We start from the raw sequence: 12739 nt of genomic DNA on the forward strand, positions 1-12739 counted from the left end.
CCGATGCCATAGGCCGGAGTCTCACCGGCCAAGGAAAATTTATGGCGAACAAGCATGCCCGACCATCTGTAAACAAGGTGTCGCATCTTGCCAAGCGCCGCAAAAGCGACAAGGAATTGATGAGATTGGCGGCCTCCCGGACGGGCGGCAGGCCCGCCGGCATTACATTCGGAGTAGGTCATGGCTTCCAGATTCGACATCGGTTTCGCAAAGACGGCGCGCGCTTCGGGCGGCCTTGCGGTTCTCCTGCAGATTGCCGGCCAGGCGGCGGCCGGTCTTGGCGAGGTCGATCCGGAAGGTGTCGTCGCCCGCGCCGCCGATGTCGCGAAGTTCACCGGCAAGGCCCTGAAGACGCTCGACGTTCTGGCGCCGCACGGGGCGCCGGCCGACCGCATCCTCGTGCTCGGCCTCGGCGAGGCGGAAAAGCTTGGCCCCCACGACTGGCTGAAGGCCGGCGGCGCCGCTGCCGCCAGGATCGGCCGCGCGGAGAAGGCGACGGTCTATCTCGACGCGCCGGGCGTAACGGTGACGGCGAAGAACGCCGCCGACTTCGCCCTCGGCATGCAGCTCGGCGCCTACAGCTTCGACACCTACAAGACGAAGAAGGACGAGGACGACGAGGCGAAGAACGGCAAGGCCGTGAAGGTGACGATCGTCACCGCCGTCGCCAGCGCCGCCAGGAAGGCGAACGAGGTGTCCGATGCCGTTGCCGAGGGCGTGATTCTCGCCCGCAACCTCGTCAACGAGCCGGCCAACGTGCTCGGCCCGGTCGAATTCGCCGACAAGGCCAAGGCGCTCGAAAAGCTCGGCGTCGAGGTGGACATCCTCACCGAGCGCGAGATGAAGAAGCTCGGCATGGCCGCGCTGCTCGGCGTCGCGCAGGGTTCCGTGCGCCCGCCGCGCCTGGCCGTCATGCACTGGAAGGGCGGCAAGGAGAAGGACCGGCCGATCGCCTTCATCGGCAAGGGCGTCGTCTTCGATACGGGCGGCATCTCCATCAAGCCGGCCGCCGGCATGGAGGACATGAAGGGCGACATGGGCGGGGCGGCCGCCGTCATCGGCCTGATGCACACGCTCGCCGCCCGCAAGGCGAAGGCGAATGTCGTCGGCATCCTCGGCCTTGTGGAAAACATGCCCGACGGCAACGCCCAGCGTCCCGGCGATATCGTCAAGTCGATGTCCGGCCAGACGATCGAGGTCATCAACACCGATGCCGAAGGCCGCCTCGTGCTGTGCGACGCGCTCTGGTACTGCAACGAGACGTTCAAGCCGCAGTTCATGGTGAACCTCGCGACGCTGACCGGCGCGATCATGGTCGCGCTCGGCAGCCATCATGCCGGCCTCTTCTCCAACGACGACACGCTTGCCGCGCGCCTCACTGCCGCCGGCCTTTCGACGAACGAGCGCCTGTGGCGCATGCCGCTCGGCCGCGAATACGACAAGATGATCGACAGCAAGTTCGCCGACATGAAGAACACCGGCGGGCGCTATGCCGGCTCGATCACCGCCGCGCAGTTCCTGCACCGCTTCGTCAAGGACACGCCCTGGGCGCATCTCGACATCGCCGGCACGGCCATGGGCTCGCCGACGGACGAGATCAACCAGTCCTGGGGTTCCGGCTTCGGCGTGCGCCTGCTGGATGAGCTGGTGCGCGCGAACTACGAAGGGTGAGGAGAGGGTGAGCGAGGTCCTCTTCTACCACCTGACCGAATCGAAGCTGGAGGACGCTTTGCCGCCGCTCCTCGACAAGAGCCTCGAGCGCGGCTGGCGCGTCGTCGTGCAGGCCGGCGACGCGGAGCGGCGCGACGCGCTCGACACGCATCTGTGGACCTTCCGCGAGGACAGCTTCCTGCCGCACGGCACCGACGAGCAGGCCTTTCCGGCCGAACAGCCGGTGCTGCTGACGACCGCCGCCGACAATGCGAACGGCGCGACGGTGCGCTTCCTCGTCGCCGGCGCCGAGCCGCCGCCGCTCGACGCCTATGAGCGCGTCATCTTCATGTTCGACGGCTACGACCAGGCCGAGGTGGAGACGGCGCGCGCGCACTGGAAACGCCTGAAAGGCGAGGGGCACCAGCTCACCTACTGGCAGCAGAACAGCGACGGACGCTGGATGAAGAAGGCTTAGGAGTGCCGAGGGGCGCCCCTCACCCTAACCCTCTCCCCGCGGGCGGGGAGAGGGGGCGTGGCCCACGAACGGTCATTGGCTGGGGAAACCGGCGCGGCATATCCCTTCTCCCCGCTTGCGGGGAGAAGGTCGCGGCAGGCCGGACGAGGGGCGACCTCTGCCTCAATCGTAGAACGCCTCGACGAACTTCCGCCGCCCAAGCATGAAGGCGTCGGCGACGTGGCGCAGCGGCGCGAGGTCGACGTCGGACTTCCCGGCCTTCACCAGTTCGGCGAAGTGCCTGTAGAGCATCGGATATTCCTGCTCCGGCTCCTCGTGCACCAGCTTGCCGTCGATGGAGAGCTTCGCACCGCCCTCCGACAGAACCATCTCGCCGGCATCGGTCTCAGCGACGATGTCCCAGCTCTGCTTGCCGGTCTGCCGCCAGTCGAACTCGGCGGCAAGGTCGAGGCCCCTGGCATCGGTGAAGGTCATCGTTGCGGCGATCGGCGCGTCGCGGTTTTCCGGGAATTCCAGCGTGGCGGCGGTGAGGAAGACCGGGCGCGGCAGGATATGGGTGACGATGGACAGCGCGTTGATGCCCGGGTCGAAGACGCCGAGGCCGCCCGCCTGCCAGATCCACTCCTGGTTCGGATGCCAGTGGCGCACGTCTTCCTTCCAGATCACCCGCATGGAGCGGATCGTCGTTCCGGCGAGGAACGCCTTCGCCGCTTCCACCGCCGGGGCATAGCGCGAATGCCAGCTGGCGAAGAGCGTGAGGCCCCTGGCGGCGGCGAGCGATTCGAGGTCGGCGACCTCGGACAGCGTCGCGCCCGGCGGCTTTTCGAGGAAGACGTGCTTGCCGGCCGACAGCGCCTTTTCGGCCGCCTCGTAGCGATATTGCGGCGGCATGCAGAGCGACACGGCCTCGATGGCGGGAACGGCGGCCAGCATCGCGTCGATCGACGTGAAATTGTCGATGCCGTCGACCGTGCCGTGGCGGCTCGCCGCGGCGATCAGCCTGTAGTCGCCGTTCTTCGCGACGGCCGGAAGATGCTGGTCGCGCACGATCTTGCCGACGCCGACGATTGCGAGATTGATCGGGGACATGGCTCCGCCCTCATTTGTATGATGATTTGGCGCTGTTGTAGCAGAACCGCCGGTTGGGGCAAGGGTGCCGGCGCGTGCATATCTGCCTATCGATTGTGCAATGCGGCCGAAGCCGTATTCGCCTTTCGTCTAATGCAGGCTCTCAGGCCGGGAAAACCGGGCCGCGGACTTGAAACGAGCCTTGAAATCGGCACTCTGCCTGTGCTTGGCACCAAAGCAATAACATACCAAGCGGGGAGGAGTTCTCATGAAAGCGCTGCTGGCCTTCAGCCGGCTCATCGACGTGATCACGGAAAATATCGGGAAGGCCGTCGGCTGGCTGATCCTGATCGCCGTGCTCGTCAGTGCCGGAAATGCCGTCGTCCGAAAGGTCTTCAACACATCGTCCAACGCCTGGCTCGAGGCGCAATGGTATCTGTTCGGCGGCGCCTTCATGCTCGCCGCCGCCTATACGCTGGCGCAGAACGAGCATATCCGCATCGACGTGGTCTACGGCAAGTTCTCGCGCAGGGTGCAGCACTGGATCGACCTCATCGGCCATTGCCTCTTCCTGATGCCCTTCGTGCTGTTGATGGTCTACTTTCTCGTTCCCTATGTCCTGATGTCGTTCCGCTCGGGCGAGGGCTCTTCCAGCGCCGGCGGCCTGATCGTCTGGCCGGCCAAGGCCATCCTGTTGGCCGGCTTCGTCCTCCTGGCCTTCCAGGGCGTTTCCGAGATCATCAAGAAGATCGCCATCATGCGCGGCGATATGGAGGACCCGACGCCCTACGTGCCGACGCACGCGCCGCTCGATTCGGTCATCGCAGAGGAGAAGGGCGCATGATCGAATTCATCGCGGAAAACCTTGCGCCGATCATGTTCATGTCGCTGATCGTGTTCCTGCTGCTGGGCTATCCGGTGGCATTCGCGCTCGCGGCGAACGGCCTGCTCTTCTTCATCATCGGCGTGGAGCTCGCGCCCCTCTCCGATTCGATCAACCTGTCCTGGCCCTTGCTGAACGCGATGCCGGAACGGCTGTGGGGGGTGATGTCGAACGACACATTGCTCGCCATCCCCTTCTTCACCTTCATGGGGATCGTGCTCGAAAAGTCGGGCATGGCCGAGGACCTTCTCGACACGATCGGCCAGCTCTTCGGGCCGATCCGCGGCGGCCTTGCCTATGCGGTCATCTTCGTCGGCGCGCTGCTTGCCGCCACCACCGGCGTCGTCGCCGCGTCGGTCATCGCGATGGGCCTCATCTCGCTGCCGATCATGCTGCGCTACGGCTATGACCGGTCGATCGCCTCGGGCGTCATCGCGGCCTCCGGCACGCTTGCCCAGATCATCCCGCCCTCGCTCGTCCTCATCGTGCTTGCCGACCAGCTCGGCCGCTCGGTCGGCGACATGTATGCCGGCGCGCTCATTCCGGGGCTGGTGCTGACCGGGCTCTATATGGGCTACATCCTGCTGATGACCTTCCTCAGGCGGGACTCCATGCCGGCGCTGCCGCTGGAGGCGCGTTCGCTCGGCTCGGGCGTGACCTCGCTGGCCATCGCGCTCGCCGTCGCGGCCGGCTTTGCCTATGCGGCGCATATCTATCTCTATCCGACGCAGGGCGAGAACGCCGACATCCTCGGCGGCACCGTCGGCGTCCTCTTCATCTACATCGTCGCGGTGGCGGACAAGACGCTCAACATCAACATGATGTCGCGGCTGGCCCAGCAGGTCATCATCGTGCTGATCCCGCCGCTCGCGCTGATCTTCCTCGTGCTCGGCACGATCTTCCTCGGCATCGCGACGCCGACGGAGGGCGGCGCCATGGGCGCGGTCGGCGCGCTCGTCATGGCGGCGGCCAAGGGCCGGCTCACCATGGACGTGGTCCGCTCGGCGCTCACCGCCACCACGCGTCTTTCCTCCTTCGTGCTCTTCATCCTCATCGGCGCCCGCGTCTTCTCGCTGACCTTCTACGGCGTGAACGGGCATCTGTGGGTGGAGCATCTGCTGGTCTCCCTGCCGGGCGGCGAGACGGGCTTCCTGATCGCGGTGAACGTGCTGGTCTTCTTCCTCGCCTTCTTCCTCGATTTCTTCGAGCTCGCCTTCATCATCGTGCCGCTGCTCGCGCCGGCCGCCGACAAGCTCGGCATCGACCTCATCTGGTTCGGCGTGCTGCTCGGCATCAACATGCAGACGAGCTTCATGCACCCGCCCTTCGGCTTTGCGCTGTTCTACCTGCGCTCGGTCGCCGCCAAGGTGCCCTATCTCGACAAGGTGACGGGCAAGAAGATGCAGCCCGTGACGACGGGGCAGATCTACTGGGGCGCCGTGCCCTTCGTCGGCATCCAGATTGTCATGGTGGCGCTCACCATCCTCTTCCCGGGCATGGTCATGCACTACAAGGGCGAGGGCAGCGGCGTCGATCCCGCGACCATCAAGATTGAGGTGCCCGGTTTCGGCGGTGGCGAGGGCGGTCTGCCCGGCCTGACGCTGCCCGACAATGGCGGCGGCCTCGGCCTGCCGGGCGGCCTGCAGCTTCCCGCCGGCAACCCGCTGGAGGGCAGCGGCGAGCAGAAGCCGGCCGAGGGCGGAGAGAAACCGGCGACCGATCTGTCGAGCCCGCCGTCGTTCAACTGAGGCGGCGGCGCGCTCGCCCCTCATCCGGCCTGCCGGCCACCTTCTCCCCGCAAGCGGGGAGAAGGAAAAGGAGGCGAGGGGTTCCCGAAAATCGCAGGCCAGTGCGGCATATCTCCTTCTCCCCGCTTGCGGGGAGAAGGTCGCAGTAGCGGGATGAGGAGCATTCCACCGGTTCGATCGGCAAGAAAAAACCCCGGGGCATCGCTGCCCCGGGGTTTTTCACGTCGTCCTCCGGCAGGGCTTACAGCTTGTTGCTGCGCTGCTGGATCATCATGAAGGTGTCGTAGTTGTATTCGGCGATCTGGGCGTTGAGGTAGTACTCGCCGCGGAAGGCCTTGATCGATTCCCAGATCTTCTTGAAGGTCGGGTTCGAGGCTTCCATCTCCGCATAGACCTCGTTGGAGGCGTCGAAGCAGGCCGACAGGATTTCCTGGCTGAACGGGCTGAGCTTCGCGCCGGCGGCGACGAGGCGCTTGATGGCCGAGGGGTTCAGGTAGTCGTATTTCTGCAGCATGTTGGCGTCGGTCGCCTGGCAGGCCGTGCGCAGCAGCGACTGGTAGGCCTTCGGCAGGCCGTCGAAGGCTGCCTTGTTGAACATGGCATGCACCGTCGGGCCGCCTTCCCACCAGCCGGGATAGTAGTAGTAGGGCGCGACCTTGTAGAAGCCGAGCTTCTCGTCGTCATAGGGGCCGACCCATTCGGCCGCGTCGATCGTGCCCTTTTCGAGCGAGGGATAGATGTCGCCGCCGGCGATCTGCTGCGGCACGACGCCGAGCTTCTCGACGACCTTTCCGGCAAAGCCCCCGATGCGCATCTTCAGGCCCTGCAGGTCGGCAACGGTCTTGATCTCCTTGCGGAACCAGCCGCCCATCTGCACGCCGGTATTGCCGCCCGGGAAGCCGACGAGGCCCTGGGTGGCGAGGAATTCGTTGAAGAGGTCGATGCCGCCGCCATGGTACTGCCAGGCGTTCATGCCGCGGGCGTTGAGCGCGAAGGGCACGGCTGCGCCGAGGGCCCAGACCGGATCCTTGCCCCAGTAGTAGTAGGAAACGGTATGTGCGGCCTCGACCGTGCCGGCGGATGCGGCATCGGCGGCCTGCAGGCCGGGTACGATTTCACCGGCGGCGAAAACCTGAATCTGGAAATTGCCGTCCGTTGCGTCGGACACGTATTTCGACAGGACTTCCGCGCCGCCATAGATCGTGTCGAGCGACTTGGGGAACGAGGAGGCGAGGCGCCAGTTGATCTTCGGGTTGCTCTGTGCGAGGGCCGGGGCCGCAAGCACGGTGGCGGCCGCACCGCCCATGCCGGCGACACCGGCCTTCTTCATGAATGAACGACGATCCATAGTTTTCCTCCCAATGGCGGGCGGTGGTTTTCCGCCCTTTGTCATCGGCGGAAACCTAACCATGTCGGCAAGGGGGTTTCAAGCCGAGGCGGCAAGGAAGGTGAAAGCCTCTGCTACGACTTTCGTCTTAGGCGGGGTTTTGTCGCTATCTGCCTGTTTTTTGAGCTTTTCCGGCGGTTGTCCGCGAGGTTGACAGCCCTTGCTGCGGTTGAAAGATTGGATGTGGAACGGCACGGGCAAGGGCACGCCATGGATATCGAGATTCGCAAGGCCTATCGCGACGAACTGGTCGACATTCTGGATTGGGCGGCAGCGGAAGGGTGGAATCCGGGTCTCGGCGACGCCGCGCCGTTCTGGGCGGCCGATCCCGAGGGCTATCTCGTGGCAGAGGCGGACAAGCGCCTCGTGGGGGCGGTCTCGCTCGTGCGCTACGGCGCGGACTACGCGTTCCTCGGCTTCTACATCGTGCATCCGCAGGTGCGCGGGCAGGGCGTCGGCCTGCGCCTGTGGAACGCGGCGATGGATCTGGCGGAAGGACGCCTCGTCGGGCTCGACGGCGTCGTCACCCAGCAGGAGAACTATCGCCGCTCCGGCTTCGCCTATGCCCATGCCGATATCCGCCATGGCGGCCGGGTGCAGAGCCCGATGCCGGCCGATTCGCGGCTGACGCCGGTTTCCCCGGTCCACATGCCGCTGATCGTCGACTACGATGCGCGTTTCAATCCGGCACGCCGCGAGGCGTTCCTGCGCGAGTGGCTGAAGGAGCAGGAGACGCGCCAGAGCGTGGCGCTTCTGCATGGCACCGGCATTTCCGGCTACGGCACGATCCGCGCCTGCCGGGAAGGCTTCAAGATCGGACCGCTGTTCTCCGACACCGATGTCGGCGCCGAGCTGATCTTCCGGGCGCTGGTCGCCACCGTCGGCGGCGGGGAGATCTTTCTCGACATTCCCGCGCCGAACGCCGAGGCCAAGGCGCTGTGCGTGCGCCACGGTCTCTCGCCGGTCTTCGAGACGGCGCGCATGTACCGGGGCACGGCGCCGGACCTGCCGCTCGGCCATATCTACGGCATCACGACCTTCGAGCTCGGCTGAGCCGCCTTATCGGCCGGCCATGGCGAGCAGCTGCGGCCCGGCGTCGTCCGTGTGGCGCAGCGTCACCACCGAATAGCCTTCCGCCTTCAGCTGCGCGAGCAGCGAGGGCAGCACGGTGGCGGTGCGCTTGTGGATGTCGTGCATCAGGATGATGCCGCGACCGCGTTTGCGCAGGCCCTGCATGGTGCGGCTCGCGACGGAGGCGGGCGTCACCTTGAAGTAATCCTTCGAATCGACGTCCATGTCCATGATGATGGTGCCGCGCCGGGCGACGGCGCTGCGCAGCGCTGACGTATCCGCCAGATAGGGGAAGCGGAAGAAATCCGGCCGGCGGGCGGTGGCGCGTTCCACGGCCTTTTCGCCCTTGCGGATTTCCGCCATCGCCGCCTCGAAGGCGAGGTAGCGCAGGTTGGCGTGGCGATAGGTGTGGCTGCCGACGGTATGGCCGCGCGCGACGACCTTGCGGGCGATCGCCGGATAGGCGTCCGCCATCTGGCCGACCATCAGGAAGGTCGCCTTCACGCCGTAGCGGTCGAGCGTGTCGAGGATCGCCTCGGTGCGGCCGGGCACGGGGCCGTCGTCGAAGGTCAGCACGACCTCCTTGTGCTTCAGCTTCAGGTCGCCGAGCGAGGCGACGGCAAGGGTCCGCCCCGCAAGCCCCGTATGCCCGGCCCAGCGGGCCGGCGACATCGGCACGGGATCGTCCGCGTCGAGCTTCTTCGTCGTCCCGGTCTCGGCAAAGGCGGTCTGGGCGGAAGGGCGCGGCTTGGTCGTGTTGCAGCCGGCAAGAACGGAGAGGGCCGCCAACGCGGCTAGGAGCAGACGGCAACGCATCGGGTGCACTCGCAAGGCGATGATCTTGCGAGAACTTTTGTCAAATCATGGTTAATGAAGCGTTGCGGCGGCCGGAAGAACGGCACGTTACCCGGCCATCGCCTCCTCGTATTCCGCCGAAAGCTCCAGCCACTGTTCCTCGGCATCGTTCAATTTGTCGACCGCCATGGAGCGCAGCTTGGCCTTCTCCGCCGCCTTAGCCGGGCTCTTCTCGTAGAGCGCGGGATCTGCAAGCTCCGTGTCAAGAAGCTGAATCTGCTTCTGCAGCTTCGCCGTCAGGGATTCGATTTCATTGATCTTTTTCTTCAGCGGGGCGAGCTGGGCGCGCCGGTCGGCATTAGCCTTGCGCAGGTCCGCCTTGCTGGCCTCGCCGCCGTTGGAGGCGGATTTCTCCCGGTCGTCCTTCTTGCCGGACTGGACGATGAGGCTGCGATATTCCTCCATGTCGCCGTCGAAGGTCTTCACCGTGCCGTTGTTGACCAGCCAGAGCCGGTCGACGGTCGCCTCGATGAGGTGCCGGTCGTGCGAGATGAGGATGACGGCGCCCTCGTAGTCGTTCAGCGCCTCGATCAGCGCGCGGCGGCTGTCGATGTCGAGATGGTTGGTCGGCTCGTCGAGGATGAGCAGGTTCGGTGCGTCGAAGGCCGCAAGACCCATCAGGAGGCGCGCCTTCTCGCCGCCGGAAAGATCCTTGGCGGCCGTCGACATCTTCTCCGTCGCAAGCCCCATCTGCGCCACGCGGGCGCGCACCTTCGCTTCCGGCGCCTCCGGCATCAGCCGGCGCACGTGCTCGACCGGCGATTGCTCGGGAACGAGGTCGTCGAGCTGGTGCTGGGCGAAGAAGCCGATCTTGAGGCCCGGCGCGCGTTTCACCGCACCCGATTCGGCCTCCAGCCGGCCGGAGATGAACTTGGCGAAGGTCGACTTGCCGTTGCCGTTCGAGCCGAGCAGGGCGATACGGTCGTCATTGTCGATGCGAAGGTTGATCTGCTTCAGGATCGGCTTGCCCGGCACATAGCCGACCGCGCCGCCCTCGATGGCGACGATCGGCGAGGCCGGCTGTTTCTCCGGCTCCGGGAAGGTGATCGGCTGGACATGGGTCTCGACGACGGCGGCGACCGTGCCCATGCGCTCCAGCGCCTTGACGCGGCTTTGCGCCTGCTTGGCCTTGGTGGCCTTGGCCTTGAAGCGGTCGATGAAGCTTTGCAGGTGTTTTCGCGCGGCCTCGTTCTTGGCTTTCGCCTTCATCTGCAATTCGTCGGCCTCGGCCTTCTGGCGCTCGAACTGGTCGTAGGAGCCACGATAGAAGGTCAGCTTCTGCTGGTCGAGATGCACGATGGCGTTGACGGCGGTGTTGAGGAGATCCCGGTCGTGGCTGATGATGATGACCGTGTGCGGGTAGCGCCGCACATAGTCTTCCAGCCACAGCGTGCCTTCGAGGTCGAGATAGTTGGTCGGCTCGTCGAGCAGCAGGAGGTCCGGCTCGGAGAACAGCACGGCCGCCAGCGCCACGCGCATGCGCCAGCCGCCGGAAAAGCTCTTTGCCGGGCGTTGCTGCGCCTCGTGGTCGAAGCCGAGGCCGGCAAGGATGCTCGCCGCGCGGGCTTCCGCCGAGTGGGCGCCGATATCGCCGAGGCGCGTCTGGATTTCGGCGATGCGGTGCGGATCGGTCGCCGTCTCCGCTTCCTTCAGGAGGCTGGCGCGCTCCTTGTCGGCGGCCAGCACGATCTCGATCAGCGGGTCGTCCGTGCCCGGCGCCTCCTGCGCCACCTGGCCGATGCGCGCGTTCTTCGGCAGCGCGATGCTGCCGGCTTCGGCGGCGAGCTGGCTGGTGATGACGCGGAACAGCGTGGACTTGCCGGTGCCGTTGCGGCCGACGAGACCCACCTTCACCCCGCTGGGCAGCGAAAGGGAGGCGTTATCGATGAGGAGACGCCCGGCAACGCGGGCGGTGAGGCCGGAAATCGTGATCATGCCGGGTCTATAGAGCAATTCCAGCGAAAGTGCGAAGCGGTTTTGCGCCCGAAATGGCGTCAAAACAGAAAGCGGGGAAGGCGGCGGCGTCAGGCCGCCGCGCCGCTGCGATAGGCCCGGCCGGCCCGATCGGCGACTTCCGCCGAATAGATGCGCAGCGCAATGCCGGCGTCGCCCGCATAGGCGAGCGCCTGTTCCGCCTGGTCGTAGAACGTGGCCGGCGTCCTGGCCGCGTCGCTCATGGAGACGCCGGCCGTCAAGGTCAGGAAGCCGGCCGGCAGTTCCCGGTCCATGAAGGGGAAGGGCTTTTCCGCAACGCGCACGGCGATGCGGCGGGCGATCGTCACGGCGATCTCGCGGCTGACATTGGAGAGCAGCAGGCAGAAGACGTCCGGCCCGGTGCGCGCGACGAAATCCTCCTTCTTGACCGACCGACGGAAGATGGCGGCAAGCCGCTTCAGCGTCTTTTCCGCAGCGCCCGCCGGATGGCTCTCGGCGAATTCCTTGAGCTGTTCGACGCGGAACATCAAAAGGGCCGAGGTCGCGTTGGCCGCCTCCGCCTGGAAGAAGGCCTTCAGCCGGCCGAGCAGCGCGGCGTGGTTGCCAAGGCCGGTCACCGGGTCATGGGTCAGTGCTTCCCGGCTGACGGAAAGGCCCGAGCGCAGGCCATCGAGATGGGCCTGCAGGTCTTCCAGCCGTGCGGTGGACGCGCGGTCGGCCCCAAGGATGTCGCGCAGGATCGACAGCAGCCGGACCGTGTCGTTGGAAAAGTCGGAAATGCCGAGCACCGGGTCCTTGCGCATGCGGGCGGCGATTTCCTCCAGTTCCTGCAGGGCGGCCGCGCGATTGCGCCGGCTGGTTTCCGCTGCGCTCGAGATTTCGGCGAGCACGCGCACCGCTTCGCCCGCCGCCTGGCCTGCCGCCAGCACATTGTGGCTGGGCAGGGAATGGCGCAGCGCGATCGAATCGAGCGCCGCCTGTTCCGGTGCCTTGCCGAGCGCCGCGATCTCGCGCGCCACGCTCGCATTGCCGTTCAGCGCCTCGAACAGCAGTTCGTAGTTCCGCGGCAGGCCGGCAATGCCGAGATTGGCCATCACATGCGCGATGCGCGCCGTGATCGGCGGAACGGCGGGCTGCGTGTCTTTCGGGGTGGTGCTGTCTTTGCTGCTCATGAAACGCCGTCGGGTGGCGCGCGGGCGGGGGCCAGCGCTCGGGGAAGGTCGGCGTAACTATCGGATTGCACGGTTAATTTTACGTGTGCTGAAGAAAGATTCAGGTCAAAGTTGACGATGCGCAAGCCCGCTTGCGCGGGGTGCAGCGGCATCACGCGGACGCCGCCGCACGGGGATATGGTTCAGGACCTCACGCCGTCCGCCGGGCGAGCGGGATCACCCGCATCACCTGCCCGATCACGGTCGAACGGGCCGGTTCCTTGCTGCGGGGCGCGCGATTTTGCTGGAGTTCGCGCATCGCTGCCGCGTAACCCTCCGCGCGGGCTTCCTTCAGCGCCACTTCGAAGGTCTTCTCGATTACCGGATAGCACTCCTCCGGCAGGTAGGCATTCGGGGCATCGGTACCGTAAACCCGTGCCATCTTGCAAAGCGTACTGCCGAGCAGGGCTGCCCACTCTTCGGTCGTTCTTGCCATTGTTCTTCCCTCTTTCA

The 12739-nt window shown here is 65.9% G+C and carries 11 protein-coding genes; 5 read left to right on the forward strand and 6 right to left on the reverse strand.

From position 1 onward, the window contains the following. Window positions 1–180 precede the first annotated feature (180 nt). Entirely contained in the window at window positions 181–1671 is a 1491-nt protein-coding gene (locus tag AABF56_RS03920) for a leucyl aminopeptidase (protein WP_272804987.1), read from the forward strand. A gap of 7 nt (window positions 1672–1678) precedes the next feature. Then, a complete protein-coding gene (locus AABF56_RS03925; protein ID WP_272804988.1) occupies window positions 1679–2128 on the forward strand; it encodes a DNA polymerase III subunit chi in 450 nt (149 codons plus the stop codon). Window positions 2129–2290: 162 nt separating this feature from the next. Here AABF56_RS03925 and AABF56_RS03930 read toward each other — a convergent pair whose 3' ends face one another. Then, the gene (locus AABF56_RS03930; RefSeq protein ID WP_272804989.1) at window positions 2291–3217 is read right to left on the reverse strand and encodes a Gfo/Idh/MocA family protein; all 927 of its coding nucleotides are present in this window, start codon (window positions 3215–3217) and stop codon (window positions 2291–2293) included. Between the two features lie 247 nt (window positions 3218–3464). Here AABF56_RS03930 and AABF56_RS03935 point away from each other — a divergent pair, with 247 nt between their 5' ends. Beyond that, window positions 3465–4040, forward strand: a complete 576-nt coding sequence (locus AABF56_RS03935; RefSeq protein WP_272804990.1) for a TRAP transporter small permease subunit — start codon at window positions 3465–3467, stop codon at window positions 4038–4040. Continuing rightward, the gene (locus tag AABF56_RS03940; RefSeq protein ID WP_272804991.1) at window positions 4037–5827 is read left to right on the forward strand and encodes a TRAP transporter large permease; all 1791 of its coding nucleotides are present in this window, start codon (window positions 4037–4039) and stop codon (window positions 5825–5827) included. Before AABF56_RS03935 ends, AABF56_RS03940 begins: the two co-directional genes overlap by 4 nt. A gap of 241 nt (window positions 5828–6068) precedes the next feature. On the opposite strand, the gene AABF56_RS03945 is transcribed toward AABF56_RS03940, so the two are convergent. Continuing rightward, the gene (locus AABF56_RS03945; RefSeq protein ID WP_272804992.1) at window positions 6069–7175 is read right to left on the reverse strand and encodes a TRAP transporter substrate-binding protein; all 1107 of its coding nucleotides are present in this window, start codon (window positions 7173–7175) and stop codon (window positions 6069–6071) included. 249 nt (window positions 7176–7424) lie between these two features. Here AABF56_RS03945 and AABF56_RS03950 point away from each other — a divergent pair, with 249 nt between their 5' ends. Further along, a complete protein-coding gene (locus AABF56_RS03950) occupies window positions 7425–8267 on the forward strand; it encodes a GNAT family N-acetyltransferase (protein WP_272804993.1) in 843 nt (280 codons plus the stop codon). A 6-nt stretch (window positions 8268–8273) separates the two neighbouring features. On the opposite strand, the gene AABF56_RS03955 is transcribed toward AABF56_RS03950, so the two are convergent. The 4 genes from AABF56_RS03955 to AABF56_RS03970 form a co-directional block, all read right to left on the reverse strand. Further along, on the reverse strand, window positions 8274–9101 hold the full coding sequence (locus AABF56_RS03955; RefSeq protein ID WP_272804994.1) for a polysaccharide deacetylase family protein: 828 nt from the start codon (window positions 9099–9101) through the stop codon (window positions 8274–8276). Window positions 9102–9188: 87 nt separating this feature from the next. Continuing rightward, the gene (locus AABF56_RS03960; protein WP_272804995.1) at window positions 9189–11075 is read right to left on the reverse strand and encodes an ABC-F family ATP-binding cassette domain-containing protein; all 1887 of its coding nucleotides are present in this window, start codon (window positions 11073–11075) and stop codon (window positions 9189–9191) included. Window positions 11076–11164: 89 nt separating this feature from the next. Continuing rightward, entirely contained in the window at window positions 11165–12247 is a 1083-nt protein-coding gene (locus tag AABF56_RS03965; RefSeq protein WP_272804996.1) for a GGDEF domain-containing protein, read from the reverse strand. 190 nt (window positions 12248–12437) lie between these two features. Then, complete coding sequence (locus tag AABF56_RS03970; RefSeq protein ID WP_244765956.1) at window positions 12438–12722, reverse strand: hypothetical protein; 285 nt, start codon at window positions 12720–12722, stop codon at window positions 12438–12440. Window positions 12723–12739 lie beyond the last annotated feature (17 nt).

The sequence above is a fragment of the Shinella sp. WSC3-e genome (genome assembly GCF_945994535.1).
Lineage (GTDB): Bacteria > Pseudomonadota > Alphaproteobacteria > Rhizobiales > Rhizobiaceae > Shinella > Shinella yambaruensis.

What these genes read in the sequence shown, in the direction of transcription:
- AABF56_RS03920 (WP_272804987.1), top strand. Translation starts at nt 181, where the DNA reads ATGGCTTCCAGATTCGACATCGGTTTCGCAAAGACGGCGCGCGCTTCG.
- AABF56_RS03930 (WP_272804989.1), bottom strand. Translation starts at nt 3,217, where the DNA reads ATGTCCCCGATCAATCTCGCAATCGTCGGCGTCGGCAAGATCGTGCGC.
- AABF56_RS03935 (WP_272804990.1), top strand. Translation starts at nt 3,465, where the DNA reads ATGAAAGCGCTGCTGGCCTTCAGCCGGCTCATCGACGTGATCACGGAA.
- AABF56_RS03940 (WP_272804991.1), top strand. Translation starts at nt 4,037, where the DNA reads ATGATCGAATTCATCGCGGAAAACCTTGCGCCGATCATGTTCATGTCG.
- AABF56_RS03945 (WP_272804992.1), bottom strand. Translation starts at nt 7,175, where the DNA reads ATGGATCGTCGTTCATTCATGAAGAAGGCCGGTGTCGCCGGCATGGGC.
- AABF56_RS03950 (WP_272804993.1), top strand. Translation starts at nt 7,425, where the DNA reads ATGGATATCGAGATTCGCAAGGCCTATCGCGACGAACTGGTCGACATT.
- AABF56_RS03955 (WP_272804994.1), bottom strand. Translation starts at nt 9,101, where the DNA reads ATGCGTTGCCGTCTGCTCCTAGCCGCGTTGGCGGCCCTCTCCGTTCTT.
- AABF56_RS03960 (WP_272804995.1), bottom strand. Translation starts at nt 11,075, where the DNA reads ATGATCACGATTTCCGGCCTCACCGCCCGCGTTGCCGGGCGTCTCCTC.
- AABF56_RS03965 (WP_272804996.1), bottom strand. Translation starts at nt 12,247, where the DNA reads ATGAGCAGCAAAGACAGCACCACCCCGAAAGACACGCAGCCCGCCGTT.
- AABF56_RS03970 (WP_244765956.1), bottom strand. Translation starts at nt 12,722, where the DNA reads ATGGCAAGAACGACCGAAGAGTGGGCAGCCCTGCTCGGCAGTACGCTT.